Source organism: Spirosoma taeanense, from assembly GCF_013127955.1.
Lineage (GTDB): Bacteria > Bacteroidota > Bacteroidia > Cytophagales > Spirosomataceae > Spirosoma > Spirosoma taeanense.
Genome location: NZ_CP053435.1, coordinates 2,690,250 through 2,715,995, shown reverse-complemented (window position 1 = coordinate 2,715,995; position 25,746 = coordinate 2,690,250). Strand labels below are relative to the sequence as shown.

The 25,746-nt window shown below is 54.7% G+C and carries 21 protein-coding genes; 7 read left to right on the top strand and 14 right to left on the bottom strand.

What is annotated here, in order from left to right:
- Nucleotides 1–78: 78 nt before the first annotated feature.
- A complete protein-coding gene (locus tag HNV11_RS11415) occupies nucleotides 79–3,444 on the bottom strand; it encodes a carbohydrate-binding protein (protein WP_240163942.1) in 3,366 nt (1,121 codons plus the stop codon).
- A gap of 411 nt (nucleotides 3,445–3,855) precedes the next feature.
- On the opposite strand from HNV11_RS11415, the gene HNV11_RS11410 reads away from it, so the two are divergent.
- Nucleotides 3,856–5,052 (top strand): glycosyltransferase, encoded by a 1,197-nt coding sequence (locus HNV11_RS11410; RefSeq protein ID WP_171739788.1) that lies wholly within the window; start codon nucleotides 3,856–3,858, stop codon nucleotides 5,050–5,052.
- 109 nt (nucleotides 5,053–5,161) lie between these two features.
- On the opposite strand, the gene HNV11_RS11405 is transcribed toward HNV11_RS11410, so the two are convergent.
- The 5 genes from HNV11_RS11405 to HNV11_RS11385 all read right to left on the bottom strand — a co-directional run bounded on the left by HNV11_RS11405 (nucleotide 5,162) and on the right by HNV11_RS11385 (nucleotide 9,867).
- Nucleotides 5,162–6,502 carry a Gfo/Idh/MocA family protein gene (locus tag HNV11_RS11405; protein WP_171739787.1) on the bottom strand — a complete coding sequence of 447 codons (1,341 nt, stop codon included), beginning with the start codon at nucleotides 6,500–6,502 and terminating at the stop codon, nucleotides 5,162–5,164.
- 60 nt (nucleotides 6,503–6,562) lie between these two features.
- Nucleotides 6,563–7,426, bottom strand: a complete 864-nt coding sequence (locus HNV11_RS11400) for a sugar phosphate isomerase/epimerase family protein (protein WP_171739786.1) — start codon at nucleotides 7,424–7,426, stop codon at nucleotides 6,563–6,565.
- Between the two features lie 383 nt (nucleotides 7,427–7,809).
- On the bottom strand, nucleotides 7,810–8,262 hold the full coding sequence (locus HNV11_RS11395; protein WP_171739785.1) for a PleD family two-component system response regulator: 453 nt from the start codon (nucleotides 8,260–8,262) through the stop codon (nucleotides 7,810–7,812).
- 90 nt (nucleotides 8,263–8,352) lie between these two features.
- Nucleotides 8,353–8,853 (bottom strand): PleD family two-component system response regulator, encoded by a 501-nt coding sequence (locus HNV11_RS11390; protein ID WP_171739784.1) that lies wholly within the window; start codon nucleotides 8,851–8,853, stop codon nucleotides 8,353–8,355.
- Nucleotides 8,854–9,222: 369 nt separating this feature from the next.
- On the bottom strand, nucleotides 9,223–9,867 hold the full coding sequence (locus HNV11_RS11385; RefSeq protein ID WP_171739783.1) for a deoxynucleoside kinase: 645 nt from the start codon (nucleotides 9,865–9,867) through the stop codon (nucleotides 9,223–9,225).
- A 123-nt stretch (nucleotides 9,868–9,990) separates the two neighbouring features.
- Here HNV11_RS11385 and trhO point away from each other — a divergent pair, with 123 nt between their 5' ends.
- The gene (gene trhO / locus HNV11_RS11380; protein ID WP_171739782.1) at nucleotides 9,991–10,962 is read left to right on the top strand and encodes an oxygen-dependent tRNA uridine(34) hydroxylase TrhO; all 972 of its coding nucleotides are present in this window, start codon (nucleotides 9,991–9,993) and stop codon (nucleotides 10,960–10,962) included.
- 47 nt (nucleotides 10,963–11,009) lie between these two features.
- On the opposite strand, the gene HNV11_RS11375 is transcribed toward trhO, so the two are convergent.
- Together HNV11_RS11375 and HNV11_RS11370 are read right to left on the bottom strand one after the other, a co-directional pair.
- Nucleotides 11,010–11,954, bottom strand: a complete 945-nt coding sequence (locus HNV11_RS11375; RefSeq protein WP_171739781.1) for a glycosyltransferase family 2 protein — start codon at nucleotides 11,952–11,954, stop codon at nucleotides 11,010–11,012.
- Complete coding sequence (locus HNV11_RS11370) at nucleotides 11,951–12,481, bottom strand: GNAT family N-acetyltransferase (protein WP_171739780.1); 531 nt, start codon at nucleotides 12,479–12,481, stop codon at nucleotides 11,951–11,953. The genes HNV11_RS11375 and HNV11_RS11370 overlap by 4 nt, the downstream gene beginning before the upstream one ends.
- Before the next feature lie 54 nt (nucleotides 12,482–12,535).
- Here HNV11_RS11370 and surE point away from each other — a divergent pair, with 54 nt between their 5' ends.
- Nucleotides 12,536–13,312 (top strand): 5'/3'-nucleotidase SurE, encoded by a 777-nt coding sequence (surE, locus tag HNV11_RS11365; RefSeq protein ID WP_171739779.1) that lies wholly within the window; start codon nucleotides 12,536–12,538, stop codon nucleotides 13,310–13,312.
- A gap of 81 nt (nucleotides 13,313–13,393) precedes the next feature.
- Nucleotides 13,394–14,947, top strand: a complete 1,554-nt coding sequence (locus HNV11_RS11360; RefSeq protein ID WP_171739778.1) for a GH3 auxin-responsive promoter family protein — start codon at nucleotides 13,394–13,396, stop codon at nucleotides 14,945–14,947.
- A 29-nt stretch (nucleotides 14,948–14,976) separates the two neighbouring features.
- Here the strand turns inward: HNV11_RS11360 and HNV11_RS11355 are convergent, their stop codons facing one another.
- The 3 genes from HNV11_RS11355 to HNV11_RS11345 all read right to left on the bottom strand — a co-directional run bounded on the left by HNV11_RS11355 (nucleotide 14,977) and on the right by HNV11_RS11345 (nucleotide 16,876).
- Nucleotides 14,977–15,579, bottom strand: coding sequence for an HXXEE domain-containing protein (locus tag HNV11_RS11355; RefSeq protein ID WP_171739777.1), 603 nt, complete (start codon nucleotides 15,577–15,579; stop codon nucleotides 14,977–14,979).
- 4 nt (nucleotides 15,580–15,583) lie between these two features.
- On the bottom strand, nucleotides 15,584–16,225 hold the full coding sequence (locus HNV11_RS11350; protein WP_171739776.1) for a LysE family translocator: 642 nt from the start codon (nucleotides 16,223–16,225) through the stop codon (nucleotides 15,584–15,586).
- A 102-nt stretch (nucleotides 16,226–16,327) separates the two neighbouring features.
- On the bottom strand, nucleotides 16,328–16,876 hold the full coding sequence (locus HNV11_RS11345; protein WP_171739775.1) for an NUDIX domain-containing protein: 549 nt from the start codon (nucleotides 16,874–16,876) through the stop codon (nucleotides 16,328–16,330).
- A gap of 73 nt (nucleotides 16,877–16,949) precedes the next feature.
- Between HNV11_RS11345 and HNV11_RS11340 the strand changes: the two genes are divergently transcribed.
- Together HNV11_RS11340 and HNV11_RS11335 are read left to right on the top strand one after the other, a co-directional pair.
- Nucleotides 16,950–17,963: a cation diffusion facilitator family transporter gene (locus HNV11_RS11340; protein WP_171739774.1), complete on the top strand. Its 1,014-nt coding sequence runs from the start codon at nucleotides 16,950–16,952 to the stop codon at nucleotides 17,961–17,963.
- 63 nt (nucleotides 17,964–18,026) lie between these two features.
- Nucleotides 18,027–20,102, top strand: coding sequence for a glycoside hydrolase family 97 protein (locus HNV11_RS11335; protein ID WP_171739773.1), 2,076 nt, complete (start codon nucleotides 18,027–18,029; stop codon nucleotides 20,100–20,102).
- A gap of 19 nt (nucleotides 20,103–20,121) precedes the next feature.
- Here HNV11_RS11335 and HNV11_RS11330 read toward each other — a convergent pair whose 3' ends face one another.
- The 3 genes from HNV11_RS11330 to HNV11_RS11320 all read right to left on the bottom strand — a co-directional run bounded on the left by HNV11_RS11330 (nucleotide 20,122) and on the right by HNV11_RS11320 (nucleotide 25,048).
- Nucleotides 20,122–22,491, bottom strand: a complete 2,370-nt coding sequence (locus tag HNV11_RS11330; protein ID WP_171739772.1) for a TonB-dependent receptor — start codon at nucleotides 22,489–22,491, stop codon at nucleotides 20,122–20,124.
- A gap of 145 nt (nucleotides 22,492–22,636) precedes the next feature.
- Nucleotides 22,637–23,638 carry a DUF4249 domain-containing protein gene (locus tag HNV11_RS11325; RefSeq protein ID WP_240163941.1) on the bottom strand — a complete coding sequence of 334 codons (1,002 nt, stop codon included), beginning with the start codon at nucleotides 23,636–23,638 and terminating at the stop codon, nucleotides 22,637–22,639.
- Between the two features lie 78 nt (nucleotides 23,639–23,716).
- Nucleotides 23,717–25,048, bottom strand: a complete 1,332-nt coding sequence (locus HNV11_RS11320) for a Kelch repeat-containing protein (protein WP_171739770.1) — start codon at nucleotides 25,046–25,048, stop codon at nucleotides 23,717–23,719.
- A gap of 211 nt (nucleotides 25,049–25,259) precedes the next feature.
- Between HNV11_RS11320 and HNV11_RS11315 the strand changes: the two genes are divergently transcribed.
- Entirely contained in the window at nucleotides 25,260–25,658 is a 399-nt protein-coding gene (locus HNV11_RS11315) for a hypothetical protein (RefSeq protein ID WP_171739769.1), read from the top strand.
- The last annotated feature ends 88 nt before the right edge of the window (nucleotides 25,659–25,746 follow it).

Below are 25,746 nucleotides of genomic sequence, written 5' to 3'. Positions count from 1 at the left end.
TGCGCAACTAAACAGGTTAGCTGCGCACTCCGCAAAACGACCTCCCGGTGTCCACTATCTCACCAGGCCGCAATCCAATTAATTTATCTTCAGCACCTTCCGAACCGCTCGCTCGCCACCCTGCCTGATTTCCAGAAAGTAGGTTCCGGCAGGCAATTGGGATAGATTGATCTTGCCTGAGAAATGGTTACCCTGGCCCGCAATTTTTACCTGCTGGTGCATCCGGCCCGTCCCCGTGTCGAAGACATACACTTTAAGCGGAGTTGTGGATGTTCGTTCTGCCTGTACAGTCACGAAATCGGCTACCGGGTTCGGATACACCTGAACCACTTCGTCAAGGCTTTTTACATCGGTTGCCACGACGGCGGCTTTACGGGCGTTAGGAGCCGCATTGCCGGATACGACAAACATCGGTGTTTCGGTCACCGTGAGCTGCAGCTTGCCCTGATTGGTTGTAACAACCTCCATATCCATATCATCGCTGCCCACTTTGGGTCGGTAGATACGGGCCTGTGCAGAACTACCCAGATCCAGCGTGTAGGAAGCGGTGCGTCCAACTTCGTCCGGAACGACCAGCGCATACATTGAATTCCCATTCCGCTCGTAGCGATCCACGAACGGATTCTGATTCAGTGTTTCCTTATAGGCGTACTCCCCGAAAAGCTTTTTCGTCTGATATAAATAATCAGCGGCTGGCCGACGGGTTATGTTATCGCCATTCGCCAGACCCGACGTACCGAACATGCCTCCCGTAGAGTTGTCGTCGTAGAGCTGATACAGAAACAGCTTTTCTATACCCTGCCGGGCGTAAAACAAAGCGGTCCGTAAAATCCAGTCCCCCTGCGTTTCCAGCGCCGATTTAGTTCCGATGGGAATGGCCCGCAGCGGGCTTCCCTGGTGTATGTCGTAGCCGGCTTCGGTGACCCAGACGGGCATGTCATAGGACAACTGATGCGCCGTTTTCCGGAAATCCTGTGCTATCAGATTGATGGGCGAAACCTCCGGGGCCGCTCCCCGGGTGGAGGTTCCGCTCTGCGATGACGACGTATTATCGGAATACATGTGGTAGTTAACGATGTCCCAGCACAGGTTAACGCTGCCATCGGGCTTATAGCCCCGGTATTGCTTACACCAGTCAATCATACCTTTTATATAATCCGATCCGCTCGATGCCGAAGCCAGACCGCCAATCACCACTTTCACACCTGGATCGGCATTTTTAACCCCGACACCAGCGCCCATGGTGTTTTTGTGTCCGTCATAAAAGGCCGACAGGTTAGCAGCGTACTCCCGGGCTGTCTGGTAGGCCTTTCTGCCTTTCCACCACTTATCCCGCTCGTTGTCGCATTCGATGTATTTGATGACCCCCATGCCTATTTTGACCGAATTGGGCGTGTCGCCGGCCCAACGGGGCGTTGAGTTAACGCTCAATAGGGCGGGGTTTACGTTCGGGTTATTGCCGTAGCGGGCCATGTACTGAAAACCCATCTTTGCCTGCTCCAGATAGGAGTTCGGGTCTGAATAGTCTTTGCCGAACCGCAACGGATTATTCTCGGAGTCGCGCTGATCCGGAGGATACGTATCAACCATCCAGTCAGGAATCGTTTTAATGCAGGCCAGGACCTCAATGCCTTCAGCTTTACAGCGTTCGTAGATAGCGTCAAAATTCCAGCCACCGTTTATCGTCGGGCTGTATGAAAAACTGCCTTCGGTCGATTCAAGCTTGTTCCAGTCGATGTAGTGCCGGACGCCAGTGAAGCTTTTGACGATGTTCATTTTCGCTTCATTGACCATCCAGGGCGAGTTACCATCCGCGAAGTTCCATTCGTAGGCATTTACGCCCAGCATATCGCCGAGCTTAACGGATTTTGCCGGCGCGGGGGTCAGCACCTGAGTGGGTGCGGTGTAGGAACCGTAGAGTTCAATCTCGGTCGGGAAAGCGCCGTAGGTGTTGATCACCAGATACCGGGCATTGCTGATGGGCTGGTCCAGCTTGAACCGCATGTTGCCGGAGGTATTCCGATCCGGATAAGGCCCCACCCAGGCGGCATAGTCCGTGCCGGTAAACGTAGCGACCGGAATCCGCTGCCACTGATCGTTGATAATCCAGAGGGTCATTGGGTTATCCTGACACGAGCCTACGAAATCGTAGAACCGCAAACTTTCGAGCGTCATCGACTCGCCGTCCAGTAAGGGATAATAGGCATCATACTGCGGCAGGACTTTTCCCCACCCGGTTTCGACGTTAACATCCGTAATGCCGTCAAAAAGCCCCTGCAGTCCATTGCTTACATTGGTAAGTTGATACCATCGTTTCGGATCGATAGGAATTTTTCGGTCGGCTGCAATGATGGATGAAACCCGAACGACCTGCGTCCGATCTACGTTTTCGGCCGCCAGAAAGGAAGAAGAAGCCGCCTGCGAGGCCGTAATGATGGCCGTTCCGGCAGCCATTATCGTGGCCTTCCAGGAACCGTTAACAGTTGACACACTGACTACTGAGGGATTGGATGAAGAGAACGTAATGGGTGTATCGGTATTACTGCTGGCCGCGACCAGATTAAACTCCCCGTCGTCGGTTGTCTTATCGGGCAGAGCGGCAAAATTGATAACGGCCGGCGCTAGCACGATCCCGCCCTGGGTTACGTTCAGCCAGTTCAGATTCCAGGCCCCGCGAAGGGAGTAGATGCGAAGCACCTGACTGCCGGCGGGCAGCGTAGCGGTGGTACTGATGGTTGTCCAGTTCTGCCAGCCGCCGGTGCGGGGTACGTCGACGCTGCCCAAAACCCCGCCCGATTCGTCCCGTATCTGAATAAGTCCGTTTCCCCAGCTATTAGCCACCCGGAACTGAAACGTATACACGCCTGCCGAGGGCACCGTAACGTTGTAATCCATCCAGTCGTTATCGTCGATATAGCCCAGATTCACTCCACCGCCCGCATCGGTTGTTTGTTCTGGACGTACATCGGTCGCCAGGTCGAAGGATTCGGCTTCCAGCCTGGCCGGCAGCGGGCGACTTTCCGTGGTTTCGAACCAGTTCAGGTTCCAGTCGCCCTTTACTACGTATATCCGCAGCGTTTGACTGCCCCCATTCAGCCGGGCCGTTGCGCCTACTGTCTGCCAGTTCTGAATACCGCCCGTGCGGGGCACGCTAACCGTGCTTACTACCGTCCCATCGGCCAGCCGGAGTTCAAACGCAGAGCCATCGCCATACCCATTGGCAACACGAAACCAGAAGGTGTAAACACCGCTGTGCGGCACATTAACGGTATAGTCCATCCAGTCACCGGTATCGATCTGATTGACATTCTGCCCGCCCCCCTCGTCAGCCGATGCTTCGGTCGAAATGCCCTGCATGGCGATGTAATTCTCGGCTTCAATCCGACTCGACGCATCCAGACCAGGGGCTCGACCAGAGTACCTGTCCGGCTCGACTTGAGTCATTAAAGTAAAGCCACGGCTACCAGATAGTAGCGTAGTCACACTAAACATTATAGAAACTAATACACCTATAGAGTATATAGTTCTTCCCATTTCAGTAGATTTTTTAGGGTTATTTATCATTAAACGTATGAGTAATAACACTTAATCAAAATTTAATGTATTAAATGGTACCATAAGTTGCCTAAAGTATATATGAAATGTTACTTTACGACGTAATTAATTAACATTAAATATGCATTAAAACAGGTTAATTAATCACATTAAACGTATTGAATCCGTCCAGCCTCCGCGCAAACGGGGCAACTACCCGGACCAGCAATCGCTCGAAGGGCATGAATGAAACCGAGTTCCTGACTTATTAAACACGTTCAAAGCAAACTGATTACCCACCACTTTACTAATTCTAATAATATGATACTCCTACACGTAGCTTGTGCTCTAATTTTTGGCTACCTGGCCTTTAACGTTGGCTACATTTTCCTCTCCGCAGTGGCTGGTCGACTAGGCCGGGCTGATGATGGCGTTCTTACGAATGAGGTGGACCACCTCCGACGAATTGCGGTTTTGATTCCGGCTTATAAGGAAGACGCCGTTATTGTAGATTCCGTGAAGGCGAACCTAAAGCAGAACTATCCAGCCGATTTGTATGACCTGATTGTCATCGCCGATTCGTTTCGGGCGGAAACTCTGGAAACGCTCTCGCATTATCCGGTCAATATCCTACGCGTGGAGTTTGAGCAGTCGACGGTTCAAAAGTCTATTTCGTATGCGCTCCAGACACTCCCCGAGAATGTTTACGACATTGTGGTGATTTCCGATGCGGATAATCACATGGCCCCTGATTTCCTAACCCGCATTAACAAGGCGTTCAGCGAAGGCTGGCGCGCGGTTCAGGGCCATCGGAAAGCCAAGAACACCAATCGAAGCGTTGCTGTTTTTGATGCTATGAATGAAGAAGTTAATAACAACATTTTCCGGGCAGGGCAGCGGGCACTGGGCCTTTCGGCCATGTGTACGGGCTCGGGCATGGCCTTTGAACCCGCTCTGCTAAAACAGGCCATGAATGAAATCAAAACGGTTGGCGGCTACGATAAAGAACTCGAAATGTTGCTGACCATTGACCATATCCGCGTGGGTTACCTGCAGGATGCCGTCATCTACGACGAGAAAGTTCAGAACGTTGACGTTTTCAAAAGTCAGCGAACCCGCTGGATCGCGGCTCAGCTGTATTTCGTTAAAGCGTATTTTAAGATTGGTGTTCAGCAGCTACTGAATGGGAATGGTCAGGCATTCAATGCGCTGGTACGGTCACTGTTGCTTCCTCGGATGATTTTACTGACGTTCCTGGCGCTGCTCTTTCTGGTAAGCCTGCCCATTGGCAATGAGGTCTTTCAACTATTCTCGGGGAGCCTGCTAACCTTGATGGTCAGTACGTTGGCCGTGTCCATTCCGGCCTCCCTATACAACAAGCTGTCTGTGCGTGACTTTTTCATCTTGCCCCTGCTTATTCTGAGTATGTTCAAATCCTTACTGAGCTTCCGACAGGCGGGCAAGGTATTCTTACATACTCCCCATATTGTAGCCGCTGAATTAAGCGCGGAGTATTAAGAATCCCAAAACAGGATTTCACTGATCGCTGTCTGATTGCTTGCCGGATTAAAACGAAGCAGGGGAAAACCGAGACCGGTTTTCCCCTGCTTCGTTTCTGGGCAGGTCCTTAGATATGGGGTTCCCAGCCTTTTTCGTACTCACGACTCCAAAGCTTCATGGCGTCACGGTCCTGAATATGGCCGTTTTTCGGGTCCACGGCAAACGACTTGTTGGTGCGGTAGGCAATGTTGGCCAGGTGGCAAAGCAGGGTACTCTTCGCGCCTTCCTCAATGGGCGAAGCCTGCTTAGCTTTACCCCGAATGGCGTCGAAGAAATTCACTACGTGCCGGGTGGTCATATCGCCACCGCCACCCAGGGCCGTACCCGCTTCCGAACCACTCGATTTGCTGTCTTTGATCGCCTTGCCTTCGCGGTTAAACAGCGTATAACCGTCCCGGTCTACGTACACGCTGCCGTTGCTGCCGTAAATGATTGTACCGCGGTCGCTGCCGTAGGTCTTGTGACCATTCCGGCTCTTGCCATCCCACTTGATGATCTTGTTACCGGGAAACCGGAACGTAGCGTCCATCGTATCGTACACAGCCCAGCCATCTTCTGGGAAAGCTCGTTTGGCAGCTTCAACCGTTACGTATTCGGGATACTCCACGCCCAGGGCCCAGCGGGCTACGTCCAGCTCATGGGTAGCGTTGTTGCCGCTTTCGGCGGTGCCGTAGTTCCAGCCGTACCAGTGCCAGTTGTAGTCCCAGGTATCGTGCGTATAGGGCATCCGGGGAGCCGGTCCCTGGAACAATTCCCAGTCCAGTCCGTCGGGAACGGGCGCTTTCTTCGGAATGGGCACCTCACCCCGGGTGGCGGCATAGAACGCGACCGCCTTAAAGGGCGTTCCGATGGCGCCGTTGTGAATCTGATTGATGATGTCGATCGATTCGAGGGCCGACCGCTGCTGGTTACCCATCTGGATTACCTTGCCGTATTTCTTCTGGCATTCGGCCAGAATTTCACCCTCGCGGGGGTTGTGGCTACAGGGTTTCTCTACGTACACGTGCTTGCCGCCCTGCACGGCCATCCAGGTACCCGGCGCATGCCAGTGGTCGGGGGTGGCAATGAACAGGGCGTCCACCTGCTTGTCGGCGATGACTTTCCTGACGTCGTTTTCCTGCTTGGGCGTGTAGCTGATGTGCTTGGAAAACTTCTGCAGCCCTGCTTCGCGCTGTTTCTTCATAACGTCGCACAGGTACACCAGCTCGACATTGCTGTCTTTCCGCGAGATAGGGTCATAGTACGCGCCCAGCCGCCGACCCAGCCCAATAATGGCCAGGTTGATCCGCTCGTTGGCACCGATAATTCTGGCGTAGCTCTTAGCCGACATACCGGTGGCTAACCCACCGACCGTAAGCCCGGCCGTGCCCAGGGCCGTTTTTCTGATAAACTCTCGTCTTGTTGTCACTTGATTAGGATGTTAGGGACTGGCTCGTCCACGATCATTGCAATTATAGGCCCCGGCAGGTTATGCTTTTCGCCGACCCGACCGGGACGCATCGCAAACACCTTTAAAATAACCGACCGATTCAGCAATACCAGCCAGCGGGTCTTTCATGTCTTTCTCATACTCCAAGCTGCACATTCCGTCATATTTCACCTTACGGAGCATCTGAACGAAAGCCGGTATGTCGATAACGCCCCGGCTCAGTTCGCAGGTTTTTCCTTCTTTCGAGGCTGCCGTTACGTTCTTCAGGTGAATGTCGAAGATACGTTTGGCGTATTTTTCCAGATCAGCAATGGCATCATCGCCAAAACGCGTATCGTGGCCCATATCAAAACAAAGGCCCATGCGCGAATCCAGATTTTTAACGGCATCAATCACGGAAGATGCGTTTGGCCAAAGCTTGATATCCGGCCCGTGGATGTGAATCGCATACCGCATATCGAACTCCTTCACCTTTTTTTCGACGTACGGCAGAACCTCAACGTTAGGCACACCAACAATCAGTTTAACCCCCACGCGTTTGGCATAGTCGAAAGCATTATCAATCTCCTGGTTAGTCTTCATGTAGATCGGCCCGACGGCATAGCCCGTTACGCCGGACTGCTTCAGCGTTTCATGGAAGTTCCTGATCTGCTCGTCTGTACTGTTGTAGGGCAGATGAAAATCCTTTATACACAGGTAGTGCACGTCTGTTTTTTTCATCATCTCAAGCGCCTGATCGAGCTTGAAGTGCACGAAGCTGTACCCGGCCATGGCCAGTTTAAACAGGTCCTCATCAGTGCGGCCCCGGGTTTGCGGGGTATTGGCCAGCGTAACCGCCGGAGCTATCGTAGCCAGCGCTACCGAGCCACCTGCTTTTTTCAGAAAAGATCTTCGGGTATTCATCCGTAGGAATATTAAACGGTTTTCAGGATAGAGCCACGACGAAACAGGTCAGAAACCTTCTTCTCCGATGGCCCTGTAGGCCCGGCCCGCCCGGCGGTTGATTGGCTCACCACCCAGCGGCCCGGAGCGTTGGTATCAGAAAAAGCAGAGGAACAGATTTCTTTACTATTGATCAGCTGCAATCTGCCAGCTCCACTTGTCTTGCCGGGAAATCCCCGTCAGAGCCGGGATGTTCCGCTCATCACCGGCATACCCTTTTTTCAGGCTGATGAATCCCTTCGAGTTGCCATCAATGGGATACTGTGAAACCGGCCACAGAACGTGATTCGGGCTGGTTTGCAGGATGTTATAATCAAAATTGAAGTAGTGGAGCGTGGTATCCGTTAGAATCCTTTACGGACAATGCTGTAGTTGGGCAGCGTAACTTCGTTGAACCAGTACCGGATAAGCACCGTAATGCAGGAGTGCCATTCTTTTTCTTCGGTCGGCTTTACAATATAGGAGGCAACCCCCTGATCGTAGGCAGCATCGATCCGATTTTTCTCGTCCGTGTCGCTCACGGCAACGACGGGGATGCATCCCCGTAAATCCCGCTTTTTAAGTTCATCGAACAGCCTGGAGCTTTCCTGATCAAAATCCTGAAAGTTTACCAGCAGGATGCCGGGCAGGGAAAAGTGATTGCGCTGAATGGTCTCGAGGTAGGTAATCGCCGAGCGAATGTCTTCTTTGATAATTAAGCCAATGCTTGAATCTTCATCAACGAAACTGCTAATATATTCCTGATGCACTCTGTCGTTTTCGATTACCAGGATAGTTTTTGAGGGCAGATTTCGCATTGACTTTGCAGAGAACGGTGGTGAGTCGTTGGACGACAAAGGTAACTTAATTAAGAAAGTTAGATAAATTTTACGGCTTAAAAGTCTGATTTATTCCGATTGAGAGCGGGGATAATAATTCATACGATTTACTTTGCTGCCCGTTGGCTGGGTCCGTTTTTCACTGTGCCCTGCTTCATCCGGCAGGCGGATGCCCGGGTATCCCCAGTAACTCGTTACTGACTGGGCAAATTGTTCCCAGTCGACGGGACGTTTAAAAACTGACGTAACGCCCATCTGGTAAATATGCCCGACAAAGAAGCTGTCGTTATTCTGGCTGAACGCCAGCAGGGGTACTCTATGACTGTAGGGGTGCTGTTTTATAGCAGTCAGCAGACTCATTCTATAACCCTGCGGTCCATCTAAATCCAGAATTATCAGGGATACACGGTCGGCATGATTAGCCAGGGCGTTATCCACCTTTTGCATGACATCGGCGTCCGCTGGCGAATCAATGCAATGCACAATCAGACCTTTGTTTGTGAATGCTTTAGTTAACAATTCGCATTCTTTCTGATTGGTGGAGAGTAGCAGAATTGACGTAAGGCTCATAAAAATTGTCAGCTTCTAATACCAGAACTAATTTAGGCATCTATTGGTCAAGCAATTAAGCTTCATATTAGGAATAAAGCAAATATGAACCGAAAATTTCTTTGTAGAAGAATAGCTAAACAAAATTACTGTTTTTAGTTGTAAAAACAGTAGTCCATTGGATCAACCTGAATAAGCTTACGGCTCGTGAAAGAAACCCAGGCTTCTTTCACCGTAACCTTTGACCTAAACGAGACTGGGGCGTGGTATGTTTACTTCGATTGACGATTTGATTGTACGACGAAACCGACTCATAATCAAGCTGTACTTAAAAATCAGCTACAGCAGTAGTCTATCATTGGATACGAGCCGGCATATGTCGGCTACGGATCAGGAAAGAATCGTCAGCCGGGCGTCAATCTGGCGGATCACCTCCAGAAAATCAGCCGCACGATCAGCGTAGTCGAGGGTATTGACGTCCAGAATCAGCAGTTCGCCCGCTTTGTATGACGTAATAAATTCTTCATACAGTTGATTCAGACTCAACAGGTACTCATCGCTGATGGATTGCTCGAACAGCCGCCCCCGTTTCCGGATCTGTTCGCGGAGCTTGGGTAAATCCGCCCGGAGGTAAATCATCAGGTCGGGCGGGTGAACGAGGCTGATCATATTGTCGAACAGGGCCCGGTAGGTCAGATAATCCCGCTCGGTCATGCGGCCGCTCTGGTACAGATTCCGGGCAAAGATGGCGGCATCTTCGTAGATGGTCCGGTCCTGCACGACCGTTCGGGCCAGCGCCGGGTTGACCTGGTTGGCCTCCCGAACCGTCATAATCTTTTTAACCTGAGAAAACCGGCTGTTCAGAAAATAGATTTGTAGGTTAAACGCCCAGCGGGGCATATCCTCGTAAAAATCGGCGAGGTATGGATTTCCCTCCACCGCTTCGTAGAGAACCTCCCAGCCATAATGCTGAGCCAGCCGTTCGGCCAGCGTCGTTTTGCCAGCCCCAATATTTCCCGTGATAGCAACGTGCATACGATTATGAATTAAGGTGTAAGCCAGGGGCCAAAGCCCGGTTTCGGAGCTTACTCACGCTATCCGTTCTGCCTCACCTTGCCTATTGAACGAACTTTGGGCAAATGGGTTTATTTTTGTACTATGAAACCGTATCGCGTCCTTCTTTACTATATCTATTCGCCCATTGAAAATCCCGAGCAGTACCGCGAGGAACACCATCTGCTGTGTCTGAAGCTAAACCTGCTGGGGCGCGTGATCGTTGCGCCCGAAGGTCTTAACGGCACCGTTTCGGGACTGGCGGCCGACTGCGAGGCTTATATGACTGCTCTCCACGCTGACCCCCGTTTTGCCGGGATTGACTTTAAAGTAGACGAAGCCGAAGGCCACGCGTTTCAGAAACTGCACGTCCGGATCAAGACCGAAATCGTTCATTCCGACCTACCCGTTGACCCGCTGCGGCAAACGGGTGTTCATCTCGAACCCGAAGACTTTCGCCAGCTCAAGAACGACCCCGACGTAGTGCTGATCGATATGCGTTCGAATTACGAACATGCCGTTGGCAAGTTCAAAGGCGCCGTTACGTTCGACATGGAAAACCTGCGCGAACTCCCCGAGCATATCCACGAGATCGAACACCTGAAAGATAAGAAGATCATTACGTACTGCACGGGCGGCATCAAGTGCGAAAAAGCGTCGGCTTACCTGCTGGCGCGGGGCTTTCAGAACGTGTACCAGCTCCATGGCGGTATTATTAAATACGGCATGGAAGCCGGTGGCGAAGATTTCGACGGGCAGTGTTACGTATTCGATAACCGCCTGACGGTGGAAGTTAATCAGGTGAACCCAAGCACGGTTTCGACCTGCTACCGCTGCGGCACGCCCACCAGCCGGATGATTAACTGCGCCAGTCCAGTCTGTAACAACCACGTTACGCTCTGCGAAGCCTGCGGCCACCAACATGGCGGCACCTGCACTGACGATTGCAAGAATGATCCGGATCTGCGCTCTTACGATGGCACCGGCTACTACGGTAAGCAAACCCAGAGTTACTCACCCATTCAGGGCTACAAAAGCCGGCAAGGGCAACGCAGCATTCTCTCGGCTGAGAAATAGCCGCGTGTTCAGCTCATAGATTTTTATCAGGGCCGGATAGCGTTACGTTATTCGGCCTCAATTATTTCGCGAACGCGGTAGGTTGGTTTATGGGCCGATTCGTGGTAGGTTCGCATCTGCATCTCGGCGATTAGTCCAAAGGCCAGCAGTTGAAAACCGCCCAGCAACAGCACGGCCGCCAGCAACAGCAGTGAATTGCCCCCCAGCGTTGCGCCCATCAGTTTCTGAATCAATAAATATATACTGACGCCCGCTCCTGCCAGCAGCGACACAGCCGCGAGCGGACCAAACAGCCGCATGGGGCGCCGGAAATAGCGCTGCCAGAACAGCACCAGCAGCAGGTCGCTGAGCACCGGCCCGATTCGGCCCAGACCATATTTCGATGCGCCATGAAGGCGCGGATGATGCCGGACATTCATCTGCGTAATGCGCGCGCCCTGCAGAACCGCCAGGGGCGGAATGAACCGGTGCATATCGCCATACAGACCCAGGTTTTTCGCAATGTCGCGCCGGAACAGCTTGAGGGTACAACCGTAATCGTCGATGTAAACGCCCGTCAGTCGCCGGATCAGGGCATTTGCTAATCGGCTGGGTAGCTTACGCAACAGAAGCCCATCCTGCCGGTTGGCCCGGTTGCCAGCCACTACGTCCCAGTCGCCCGTCTGCGCCAGTTGGTGCATGGCCGGAATGTCGGCGGGGTCGTTCTGCAAATCCCCGTCGAGCGTAACGATATAGTCGCCCTGCGCTGCGTCGATACCAGCGGCCATGGCTGCGGTCTGTCCGTAGTTGCGGGCCAGCACCACAAGTTTGGTTTGCGCATCGGCATACTGACGCACCTGCCGAACCGTTGCATCGCGCGAGCCATCGTCGACCAGAATCAACTCATACCGAAGTGCAGTCAGGGCGGTACGAATCCGTTCGAGCAGCGGCTGCACATTCTCCGCTTCATTGTACAGGGGAACGACAACCGAAATCAGCTCATTGGCAATCATGCCGCAATCGGGTTTTGATCCACCTGGCTCACCAGCGGTTTGGCCATCACAAAATCATTCATCCAGTACGGACCAATGGCGATGTCTTCCTCGCGAATCACCCGAAAGCCCTGTTTTTCGTAAAACCCCCGCGCCGGGTTGTACCGGTTTACGTTCAGCAGCAGTTCTGTTCCGCCTAGTGATCGGCAGCGCGATTCTACCTCGCTGAGCAGGTGTTTACCCAGGCCGGTTCCCTGCGTAACGGGCAGGACGTAAATTTTATGCAGTTTAAAGATAGGGCTTTCCGGCTCCAGGGGCGCAAAGGCCGCAAAGCCGAGCAGTTGGTCCGCATCTTCGGCCAGCACGAACGTGTGGCCCTGTGTAGTCATCTGATTAGCCAGTACTTCGGGCGAATACATGGCTTCGAACATATACGTAATCTGGTCGGCGGAAAGGATGGCGCGGTAGGTAGGCTCCCAGATCTGTTGCTGTAACTGGATAATGGCAGGAATATCGGCGGGCTGAGCAAGACGAAGTTTCGGCGGCACGTTCGGGTGTATTTGCGTAGGTTTGCGCTACGAAAGTACAACATCCTACGATACATGGCGGAACAAAAACCCCTGATTCTGGTCTCGAATGACGACGGCATTACAGCCCACGGCATCCGAACATTGGTTGAGTTAATGAAACAGCTCGGTTCAGTCGTGGTGGTCGCTCCGAACAGCCCCCAGTCGGGCATGGGTCATGCCATCACCATAGCGAATCCGCTGCGGCTGTATCCATCCGACATTTTCGGTGACGTTCCAGCTTATGAATGTTCGGGTACGCCTGCCGACTGCGTAAAGCTGGCCAAGAACCACATTCTGAAAGACCGCGTACCGGATCTGGTCGTCAGCGGCATCAACCACGGCAGCAATTCGTCCATCAGTGTGCTGTATTCGGGTACGATGTCGGCGGCTATCGAAGCGGCTATCGAAGGCATCCCGGCCATCGGCTTTTCGCTAGGCGACTTCACCCGCCAGCCCGATTTTTCGCATACCCACGAGCACATTCTGACCATTGCCCGCAACGTTCTGGAGCGCGGCATGAAGAAAGGCACAGCCCTGAACGTGAACTTTCCCGCGCGGGCGGCCGAGCCGCTCAAAGGCATCCGAATCTGTCGGCAGGCCAATGCCAAATGGCAGGAGATCTTCGACGAACGGCGCGACCCGCACGGTCGCCGGTATTTCTGGCTGGCGGGTGAGTTTGTCAACCACGACCCCCATGCCGAAGATACCGACGAGTTTGCACTCGCGCAGAACTATACGTCCGTAGTGCCATGTCAGTATGATATGACGGCCTACAGCATGATGGACACACTGAAGGAGTGGCAATTGTGATTATCCTGACCGAGTTATAACCAATGCCGTACGGTTCAGTTCTAGATTCATTGGCATGGGTTCATCTTTCATCATTCAAACATGGCACTACTAGGCAGAATGCTTAAAAGCGGCATTCGACTGACGAACGCGGTTCGGCTACGCAAAGCTAACGCCTTGCGGCAGCAACGGAAGGCGTTTCGTAAGCTCATCAGCAAGGCCCGGTTCACGGAGTTTGGCCAGAAATATCACTTTGAGGAGTTGCTCAACGCGGTCGAGTTCGGTCCGGACAAAGCCTTTTACGAGAAGTTTAAGGAACACGTGCCCATCCACGATTATAACCGGATGTTCGACAATTGGTGGAAACGTTCGCTGGCGGGCGAGCGCGACATTGCCTGGCCGGGCCGGGTCAAGTATTTCGCCCTGAGCTCAGGAACCTCGGAAGCGGCTTCCAAGTATATTCCCGTCACCAAGGCCATGTCGAAGGCCATTCAGCGCACGAGCATCCGGCAGATTCTGACGCTTGGCCGCTACCAGAACCTGCCCTCCACGCTCTATGAAAAAGGCTACCTCATGCTGGGCGGCAGCACGAACCTGAACGCCCGCGAGGGCCATTACGAAGGCGACCTGTCCGGAATTACGGCCAGCCAGATTCCGTTCTGGTTCCAGCGGTTCTACAAGCCCGGCAGGGAAATTGCGCAGGAGCGCGACTGGGCGCTTAAACTCGACGAAATTACGGAGCAGGCCGGTGACTGGGACATTGGCTATGTGGTGGGGGTTCCGGCCTGGATTCAGCTCCTGATGGAAAAGATCATTGCCCGCTACAACGTCAAAACCATCCATGACGTATGGCCCAACCTGATGGTGTTCTGCCACGGAGGAGTGTCATTTGAGCCCTATCGCGCCGGATTCGAAAAGCTCCTCGCCCACCCCATTACGTATATCGAAACGTATCTGGCTTCGGAAGGCTTCATTGCCTACCAGAGCCACCCCGATGCCGAAGGGATGCAGCTGGTGCTGAACAACGGGCTGTTCTTTGAGTTCATCCCGTTTAACGAGCAGAACTTCACCGCCGATGGAGAACTGGTTGACAAGCCCCGGACGCTGATGATCGACGAGGTTGAAGAAGGCAAAGAGTATGCCCTGCTGCTTTCGACCTGCTCGGGCGCCTGGCGGTACCTGATCGGTGATACTATCCGGTTCGTTTCCAAACGCCGGGCCGAGATCGTTATTACGGGCCGAACCAAACACTTCCTGAGTCTGTGTGGTGAACATTTGTCGGTCGACAACATGAACAAGGCGATTGAAACGGTCTCCGACGAGTTCGGCATTTCGGTCCGGGAGTTTACGGTAGCAGGTGTTTCGCACGACACGCTCTTTGCCCACCACTGGTACGTCGGCACCGACGATCCGGTTGATGCCGATAAACTGCGCGACCGGCTCGACGCCAAGCTAAAGGAACTGAACGACGACTACGCGGTTGAGCGTCGACACGCGCTGAAAGATATAACCGTAACGGTGCTGCCAGCCGCAACTTTCTACGACTGGATGAAAGCCCGGGGCAAGCTGGGTGGGCAGAATAAGTTTCCGCGTGTACTCAGAAAGAACCTGATTGCCGACTGGCAGTCGTTTCTGGCGGACCGGAACCTCAGCTGAGTTTTTACAACTGGCCGATCTGAAGCCGCTTATCGTCCCCGAAAGGCGTAGGGCGTCTGCGGGTCGGCCAGCCAGCCGATGAGTTTAACGGTCAGTCCGCTAACAAGCAGCCCCAGCCCGGTACCCGCTACGTAATCCATTGGACTGCCCCGGTCAAAGTGGATGATATACCAGCAGAAAAACCCCGCGATAGGCAGAAAGAACACCCAGGCCGTCAGCATCCCGGCGTTGTAAAATGTTCGGCCCCGCCAGTTGAACAGCAGCGTATGCGCCAGCCAGTTCCCAGCTGACACCAGCACCGCAGCGATGCCCAGCCACAGCGCCCTATCCGCCAGAAAAGCCGCCGACGCGTAGAGCGTCCAGCCTAAGCCCACGTTAATCAGCAGGGCAGTCTGCGGATTCAGCGGAAAGCGGTCGGGTTGTGCGCTGCGGTACATCACCCGGTTAAGCATCCGGGGAAACGTACCGGGAAAGCGATATTCTTCGTACTGATGCGCAAATAGGCCGATCAGGTTCAGCCAGAGCAGAAACGACAGATCCGACAGGTCAGGATGGTCATACAAATAAAGCAGACTGGCCAGGGCTAGCCCCGCTCCCAGGTCAAACCAGTGTTGTCGCAGAAAATTCAGCATCGGTTTACCACTGCGATATCCACCGGGTGATGGGTTCGTAAAGCCGCGTATAGGCAATCTGACCAGCCACGATCAGGAACACGAACCCGGTTGTTCGGTTAAAGGCCGTTACCACGCGGGGCGTAAAGAAGTGTTTCAGGCGGTTGGCATAATAGGCCAGTGCCGTTTCGGTCACGAACACGCCCACCAGTGCCGCGCTCATGAACCCATACTGCTGCGCTACGGTGTAATGCAGGTGCGAGCGGATATAGGCCACAATGGCCACCCACGACACGAAGTTAATGGGGTTGAGGGCGTTCAGGAAAAAGCCCGTGGTGAAGTAGTACACAAAATTACCGAAACGGGTCTGTGGGTAAGCGAGTCGGGGCGTCCCCTTCAGAATATTGACCAGACCCATGGCCGTCAGGAATAGCACGCCCACAACGGCCATGAGGTTTTCGAAGCCCTGCACTTTCGGAACGAAGGCCGTTCCCAGCAGGGCCGCCAGCACGAATAACGTATCGCCAATGATCACGCCCAGCACAATTTTCAGTCCCGACCGGAAGCCATTGTCTACGCTGTTCTGAATCAGGGCAAAAAAGACGGTCCCGAACGTCAGACACAGGGCCACGCCCGTCAGGAAACCGTAAAGGATTGGTAAAAACACAGATAATCGGGTTAAAAAATGGACAGTTGTCGGGGTTGGTAGCTAGCGGGAGTCTACCAACCCGTCAGGTTTATGACTGTAAACCCGACAAGCCCCGAACTGTTAGATTCCGCGCAGCCGGGCAACCATCAGCAGGCCACTCACGCTGAGCGCATCGGTAATCCGGCTGCTCATGACCATGTCAATCGCTTCGGCAAGGGGAAGCCGCCAGATGCGCAGATCTTCGGTTTCTTCGGGCTCATGATCGCCCTGAACCAGGTCCTCGGCAATGTACAGAAACCCTTCTTCGTCGGTGGCGGAGTTAGACGTATGAATCCGGGCAATTTTTGTCCAGCGATGGGCTTCCAGACCGGTTTCTTCGCGGAGTTCGCGTTTGGCCGATTCGAGCGGATCGGTGCTGAGCGGAGAGCCGCCTTCCGGAATCTCCCAGGAATATTCGTTGAGCGGGTAGCGGTACTGGCCTACCAGATATGTATAGCCGTCGGCATCAATCGGAATCACCCCAACGGCTTTGTTCTTAAAACTAACGACGCCATAAATACCCGGCGTACCGGCGGGGGTAACGACTTCTTCGTGTCTGATGCTTAGCCAGTTATTCTCATAGCGAACCGACGAATTAAGCGTCTGCCAGGGGTTTTCCGTTACGTTCATGGCGACGAAAGTACGAACTTTCCCACTACGAATTGTTAACTTTGTTGCTCCAAACACTATTCATCAGGACTTCATGAGGGCCAATCAACGAACTAAATACCGCTGGATGGGCGTCTCTCTGGGGTTAAGTATAGTCCTGCTGGTCCTTAAGTTTACCGCTTATTTTCTAACCTCTTCCACGGCAATCCTGACCGATGCCGTCGAGTCGATTGTCAACGTCGTAGCCAGTGGGTTTGCTTTCTACAGTATCTATCTGGCGGGGCAGCCCCGCGACCAGAACCACCCCTACGGACACGGTAAAGTCGAGTTTCTCTCCTCGGGGTTCGAAGGGGCTATGATCCTCTCGGCGGGTCTGGTTATTCTCTGGCAGGCAATTCTAAGCTTTTATGAGCCGAAAGTACTGACCAATCTCGACTGGGGCGTTGCACTGGTGGGCCTGACGGCCGCAGCCAATGCTTTTGTAGGGTGGATGCTCATCCGGTCCGGTCGGCAGACGGATTCGCTGGCCCTGACGGCCGATGGACGGCATCTGCTCACCGATACGTTTAGCAGCGTGGTCGTTATGGTAGGCGTTGCGCTGGTGGGCCTGACAGGCCAAACCTGGATTGACCCGGCTCTTTCGCTACTGCTGTCATTTGTGATCATTTACAATGGCTTTCAGCTCATCCGGCAGTCGGTAGCCCGGCTCATGGACGAAACCGATGCGCCCACGCTCGAACGGGTCGTTGCCCTGCTCAACGTGCACAAGGACCGTAACTGGATCGATGTTCACAACCTGCGCGTACAGAAATACGGCGCCGACCTGCACGTGGACTGCCACCTGACCCTACCCTATTACTGGAATCTGAATCAGGTGCATGATCAGGTGCACCAGTTTGAGGATACGCTCAAGGATGGCTTCCGCAACGAAGTTGAGATTTTTGTTCATACCGACCCCTGCGAACAGGCCTGCTGTCACTACTGCCGCGTGGCCGACTGCCCCGTTCGGGCATTTGCCTTTGTGCGCGATGTGGAGTGGACCGCCGAGAATCTGCCCCTGAATCAAAAGCATTTCGTGCCCCTTACGGTACCCGGAACGTCGGACTAAACCAGCGGGCTGCCTATTCAGTTGAAGTGTCTGACTATTTCTCCGCCCCGGCGGATTTCTTCTATGACCAACTCTCTACTGACCCTGTTGCTGCTTGGCTTTTCTCTGGTTAGCCTGTTCGCCCAGCAACCCATTTCGATTACCTCTCCGAATCGATCCATCGCCGTTGCCGTAGGCCTGACGTCCGCGGGTGAGCTGACCTACCAGGTTCGGTATAAAAACAAACCGATCCTTGAACCCTCGCGGCTGGGTTTTGCCCTGAGCAAACCACAGGTAGCCTTAACCCGGTTCACGATTACGGGCGTTGATTCGACCCGCCGGGATGAAACCTGGAAGCCGGTCTGGGGCGAGGTGAGCCAGATTCGAAACCACTATACCGAGCTTCTGCTCAGTTTGCAGGACAAATCCGGCTCAGGCATTAGCCTGCGCGTTCGCTTTCGGGTGTTCGACGATGGCGTCGGGTTTCGTTACGAATTTCCGCAGCAAATGGCGCTGACGCACTTCATCATCGCCGATGAGCTGACCCAGTTCCGGCTGGCTGCTGACCACCGCACCTTCTGGATGCCGGGCGACTACGACTCGAACGAATACCTGTATAATTTCACCAGGCTGACCGAGGTTGACGCCGTAACAGCCGCCGATAAGGAAAAAGACACCGCGCTGAAAACGGTTATTGGCCCGAATGCCGTCCAGACACCTCTGCTGTTCAAAACGGCGGATGGCGTTTATATCAGCCTCTACGAAGCGGCTTTACGGAACTACCCGGTCATGCACCTGCAACTGGACAAACCCACCCTGACGCTCACCGCTCAGTTAGTGCCCGATGCTGTTGGCAACAAAGCGTATCTCCAGACCCCGGCGCAAACGCCCTGGCGAACGCTGATCATCAGCGACAAAGCCACCGACCTGCTGGCCTCCAAACTCATCCTGAACCTCAACGAACCATCGACCATTGCCGACCCGTCCTGGATCAGGCCGCAGAAATTCGTCGGCATGTGGTGGGAGATGCACATTGGTAAAGCTACCTGGGAAAAGGCCGGTGGTAAACACGGCGCTAACACGCAGAACGTAAAGAAATACATTGACTTTGCCGCCAGATACGGCTTCGACGGGGTGCTGGTCGAAGGCTGGAACGTAGGCTGGGAAGACTGGTTCGGCAACTGGAAAGAGGATGTGTTCGACTTTGTTACGCCCTATCCCGACTACAATCTGGACTCACTCACGGCCTATGCGCAGCAGAAAGGCGTTCGCATGATTATGCACCACGAAACGTCGGGTTCGGTAACGAACTACGAACGCCGGATGGACGCGGCTTTTCAGTACATGAACAAGCAGGGCATCAATACCGTCAAGACGGGTTACGTAGGCCGGATCATTCCCCGGGGCGAACATCACGACAGCCAGTGGATGATCAACCATTACGAGCGCGTAGCCCAGAAAGCGGCTCAGTACCGGATCATGATCGATTCGCACGAGTCCGCGCACCCGACGGGGCTTCATCGCACCTACCCGAACTGGCTGGCCAGCGAAGCAGCCCGGGGCAGCGAATTCAACAATGCCCCAACGCTGGGCATCACGCCCGAACACACGACCATTCTGCCCTTTACCCGACTGCTGGGTGGCCCGATGGACTTCACGCCCGGCCTGTTCCGGTTTAAGCTGGATCAGTTCGACAAAACCCGCACGACACGGGTGCGCACGACGCTGGCCAAACAGCTGGCCCTGTACGTAACGATTTACAGCCCCCTGCAGATGGCGGCCGATCTGCCCGAAAACTACGAAAAACACCTCGATGCCTTTCAGTTTATCCGGGATGTGCCGGTCGACTGGGACGATACCAAGGTGCTGGCGGCCGAACCGGGCGATTACGTTCTGATTGCCCGCAAAGAAAAAGGGGCCGCCAACTGGTATGTGGGCGCCATTACCGACGAAAACAGCCGCGATCTTAGTCTTAGCCTGAATTTTCTGGAAGCCGGCAAAACGTATGAGGCCGTACTTTACCGCGACGCGCCCAATGCGGATTGGGATACGAACCCGGAAGCCTATGTTATCGAAAAGAAGTCGGTGACGGCCAAGACAAAACTCTCCCTGCACTTAGCCAACGGGGGCGGCTGCGCGATTCAGTTCATCAGGCGATAGGTGTTTCCAGGACTGCTATTCAGAACACAAAATTCCAGCTAATCGACGGAATGATCGTGCCGAAAACCGATAGTTGATAGCTTCTGGTTGTGGTATTGACCCGCTGGAAATAAATCGAATAGGGGTTTTTGTGGGCGTAGACGTTATAGAATGATACTGACCAGTTGCTATACCGCTGTTGCCCCGGCGTTCGGCGACCGTCGCGGGTGAACGCTACATCCAGCCGGTGGTAGTCGGGGATGCGATCGGCGTTACGTTGCGAGTAATCGAGTACCTTGGACCCATTAAGCCGGTACGTACCGTCGGGAAACGTTGTGGGACGACCACTGGTATACACAAAGTTGGTGCCGAAGGTCCAGCCCCGGCTCCATTTCCACTGGGTAGCAATGGTCAGGTTGTGGGGCCGGTCGAAGGTAGATGGATACCAGTTGCCGCCGTTAATCTGAACGGTGGGATACGGACTGGGGACCCGCGCCAGCGTGCGCGAATACGTATAGGCGACCAGCCCGGTCAGCAGACCGCGCGTTTTCTGAAGGCTTATTTCCACGCCATAGGCCCGCCCCTCGGCCCGCAGCAGGTCGGCATCCAGCGCTGGATTCAGCAGCAGCGTTGCGCCGTTCCGGTACTCCACCAGGTTCGTCAGGGTTTTGTGGTACACCTCCACCAAGGTTTCATACTGGTTGTCGCGGAAGTTCTGAAAATACCCCAGCGCAAACTGGTCGGCTATCTGGGGCGGCACCAGCGCATCACTCACTTTCCAGAAATCGACCGGCGAAATGGCCGTCGTATTCGAGATCAGGTGCAGATACTGGCGAGTCCGGTTATAGCTGATCTTCAGCGAACTCACGGGCGTCAGATTGACCCGCACGGTCAGGCGCGGCTCCCAGCCGCCATACCGGGCGAGCGCCTGACCGTTGGGATAACGCAACGTATCGGTGATGGTTTCGCGGCTGCGGGGCAATCCTTCGGCGTACCGGTAGGCCACCCCCGGCCCCCGGTTCGTAAACTGCGCGTAGCGAACGCCCGCCTGAACCGACAACGTCCGCATGGGTGTCCATTCTTCGGAGAAGTAGCCTGCCCATTCCTGCCCCTGCTCCCTAGCCAGCGTCTGCGCGACGACGTTGGAGTTTTCGCCGGTTGGGGCAATGGCTCCCGGCAGCAGATGGTAGTCCGTCAGCGTCCCGCCAAACTCCATCCGGTGCGCCGGAGCCGGAACCCAAAGCCAGTCGAGCCGGGCGTCGCGCTGCCGGATGGTCGAGCGATACCGGTAGGTGTTGGCGGCACTCAGGCCGTTTAGAAAAAATTGGTAGTCGCTCTGGGTTCCGGTCAGGTTGAACGACAGCGTTGGCGTCAGGCGCTGGCTCCAGCGGGCCGTCAGCAGCGTCGATTGGGTTGTGTAAAGCGTATCCTGCGGAAACCGGAACGTATCGAAGGAGCGATACACGGTGGCCGTAACCTGACTACCGGCGTTGATCCGGTACGTTAGTCGCCCGTTCAGGTCGTAAAACGACGCCCGGTTTTTATTGGTCGGGGCCGGAAACAGCCGCAGCAGCAACGACGGATAGGCTATTCGTCCACCCGCCAGAAAGGTCAGCTTTTTACTCTTTGTCAAGGGGCCCTGCACCAGCATGCGGCTCGTCATTAATCCAATCCCCCCGCTGACGCTCAGCCGTTCGGTCTCGCCGGATTTGGTATTCATCAGCAGTAATGACGACAATCGCCCGCCATAGGCCGCCGGGATACCGCCCTTATAGAGCGTTACGTCCTGAATAGCGTCGGCATTGAGGTTACCCAGCAGGCCCAGCAAATGGCTGGTATTGAACAGCGGGGCTCCATCCAGAAGCACCAGGTTCTGATCCGTACGTCCTCCGCGCACGTTGAAACCACCAGCCCCCTCACCTACGGTGCTGACGCCGGGTTGCAGCGTCAGGGCCTTGAGTACGTCTACTTCCCCAAACACCACCGGAATATTCCGCAAGTTCTTCATGTCAAGTTTCACGACGCTCATCTGGGTGGCCGTTACGTTGGCGTCGGGGGCGCGACCCGTTACGTTAATCTCGTCGAGCTGCCGCACGTCGGGATTCAGTGCAACGTCAACCACGGCGTCGGTCCGGCTCATATCCACCAGTCGGCTGCGGGTGTAATAGCCGACTGCCGAAAAGGTCAGGTTGTAAGCGCCGGGCAGCACCTGCAGGCTATAGGCGCCGGTGCTGTCGGTACGGGTTCCGGCGCCCTGCTTCCGGTCGTATATTGATGCGTTCGCTACAGGCCGGTTCGTCGTGCCGTCCGTTACGCGCCCCCGAATCAGATAGCGGGTTTGCCCGTGCCCGGCAAACGCTACGGACAGCAACAGACCAAGCAGGTAGAATCTGGTTTGAATGGCATTCATAATTTGTTGAATTGACCGCGTGGCGCACTCACTATCCCGTAAAATCAGGAGCCGAAGCTACCCACCAACAAGCCGCCATAGCCGGTAATAGATCGCTTGTATGCAATATTATCAATAGTCATTCCTGAGCTAATGCATACCGTTTTCACCAGGTTGGTGGGGGCGTCAACTGCGCCTGCGGATAGATTTGCAGACAACTGCCCGGCAGCCGGAAAAGCTTGTCGTAGCGAAAGACAAATTTCGGTACGTCGATCGTGTCGGCTGAGCTGACCACGAGCCGCTGATGGCTCACTGCCGACGCACCAAAGTAACCTAGCGCCAGCGTACCGGCATCCTCTACGCGGTGCACGTTGCCTTCAATGGAGGCCGTCTGCGGATCAAAGAGCGAACCGGTGCGTGATACCTGCTGCCCGAAGAGTGTCCAGTACTGATAGGCCGTTCGCGTCAATGAGTACTGCCGCACGTCGATGTACTGCATCCCAATCGCCCGCACCGGAATATCATAGACCACCCGGCCGCTGATGCGGTTGCCATTAATGAGCGCGTCCGACTGTACGTCGCTGAGTAAACCATAATCGGGCACCCAGCAGGTTGTACAGCAACCATAGGGATCACCCGTGGCCCAGCGGGGCAAATAGGCATAGGCCGACCAGCGGTAGTAATTGCCGACGGTATCCGGGTCTTTGGTATCCAGCTGGATGCGGAAATGGGGCGGCTGCAGCCCCTCGTTCGGAGCGGGTACGTAACGGGCATACATCCGCTCAATGTCAGGCACCGTTGGCATGTATTCAGGAGTTGAAACATAGACTGTTCCATCGGGCAGACGCACACTGAGCGTGTAGGTCCGTCCCGGCTGGCCCCGAAATGTGGTGTCGCGCATCCAATAATAAGCCGGCGTGAGCGGGTCCTGTTCCAGGCGTACTGTTCGGCCCCGGTCGTCGCGGAGGGTGACGATGGCCCCGTTAACGACTAGGTTTTCGGGAAGATGCGAGCGCGACGTAAACTGTCCTGAATATGTCAGCTTAATGGCGTAGGGCGGAGCTTCGTCGGTGATCATGCCCTCCACGACCAGGCGGGGCTGCACCTGCCGGATGGGTAGCTGCACTTCATCCACGCAGGCCATCATCCCGGTTGTGATGAGCAGCATTTTCAACAGTCGCAGCCTAACTAACGTATTTCGTCCTGATCGGTTCTGATCCATCCTCGTTCCACTACGGTCGTTCCACTACGGTGTAAATAGCCAGAAATCGGTGCAGCCTACCTGCCGCGTCACGGCGTCGCGAGCAACGACGGGCTGCGTTTCGTAACCCAGCCCCAGAAACGCCCGCTTCGGTGTCGATAAGGCCATTACGTAGCGCTGGCCCTGGCCGGGGTAGTCCGTCACGTACTGCCACTGGTTGTTGGCGGGGTCGTATTCCCAGATGTCGCGGTAACCCTTCTCCTGCTGGAGCGAGATTCCTAAACCAAAATAGCCTTTGCTACCCACTGCAAAGCCCACGCCCCGGCTGCGCACCTGACCGGGAAAATCGGCTTTGCGGGACCAGCGATCCAGATGAGCATCATAGGCCCACAGATGCGGAGCCTCATTGTCTGTCTGATTTACCACGTAACCCACCGAATCGACCGAAAACGTAGCCAGCGTACCGGGCGGTTCTGGCAGGGGCTGGCAGGCCCGCTGACCGCCGACGGCAGTGATGGCAAACATAGCCGGAGAGCGGTTCTGGGTTAGAAAAAAAGCCTGATCGGTCGTCGTAAAAAACGCGGTTTCGCCAACTTCGCCCAGGTACGACGGCAGAATCATATTGAGCTGACTATAAGGCGGGGGCGTTCGCAGATACAAATCGCGCAGGTAAACGTATTTGCCCGGAAACAGATCGCTGGTCTGGTAGCCTAGCCCCCAGAACCGGTAGCGGTCACTATTCTGGTAATACAGAACAAACTGCACCATACCCGGCCGGGGGGTCGGCAAAGGCGGTGGATTCGGCTCATTCTGCCACAGATCAATCGACCGGTAATAAACCAGGGGTGTCATGGTGTTCTCATCCACATAGCGAAACAAGGACACAATATCCCCGGAACGTGCCTCATCCAGAGCCACGGGCGATCCCGTAAAGTCGCCCGTATCGAAGGGCAGGTGCGCCAGCCGCGTCCAGTTGGCCGCCGGACGGTGCACATAAGCCCGCTCGACGGTCAGCGTATCGGTATTGTTATAGCGGAAATTCAGCCGGAAGCGGTAGGTCTGGCTACCCGTCAGACCAGATACCCGGTAGCGGGTCAACCGATACGGATACAAAAGAACCGGCAGGTTAAAGGGATTAGCCGGAACCGGCTCCGTAATGGGTGTGAGGGGTAAGGCCGCGCCCGAAGCCGTCAGGACGGTCAGCTGGTAAGACGATTTCAGATTGGGACTATCCTTGATCTGCACCTCAGCGGCATCGGAACCCACGGGCAATACCGAAACAATAGCGGCCTGGGCGGGCCGCACAACCCCAACGTCAAGGATGGGTGCTACCTCGGGCGTCGTTCGGCAGCCAATTACACAGGCGACAATCCCCATGAATTGAATTGCCTCGCGAAGCCTAGCGATACAACAAAGCAGGTTTCGTCTGATCACCTTGCAATTTACACGGAATGAATAGAACTAATTCACCAAAATAAATCAGTTTGGGTATACATCACGTACCCGCCTGCCGACTCACCGGTCAGAAATATTCTGAACATCATCCGGCGACATGCGTATATTTACTTAGCTTTGCGAGTTAGACTTTATGAAACCCCGGCGTTCATTTTCCTTACTCCACCGGCTATTCTGCCTGCTGATGGGGCTCCACGTGCTGAACTTCAGTGTGGACCCGCCCGATCACCATGTGCAGGTAACCACAACCGGTGCCATGCGGGAGGACCTGTCCATTAACGAAATGGAAAGCGTTGGCGAATGGGTTCTGGAGCACCTGTTTGACTTAATGGTTCCTGAACACGACGAGCCCGACGATCACGGCAAGCTCACCAAATCGCTTGTTCACTGGCTGATCCCATCCACGTCTATCTACACGCTTCTCCCCCCGTCCTGCGCTGGCGTTTCCCCAAAAGTGCTTATCGCTTTCCTTCCATTTCCGTATGCATCGCATACGGCAGACGTCCTGTCTCCTCCCCCGCAATTGGTGTAATTTTTCCTGAATGAGCCGTCTTCCTACGGCCCAACTGTATCCCGGTGACCGCTCTGAGGTGTTCCCCGGCGATCGTACCTATCTATTC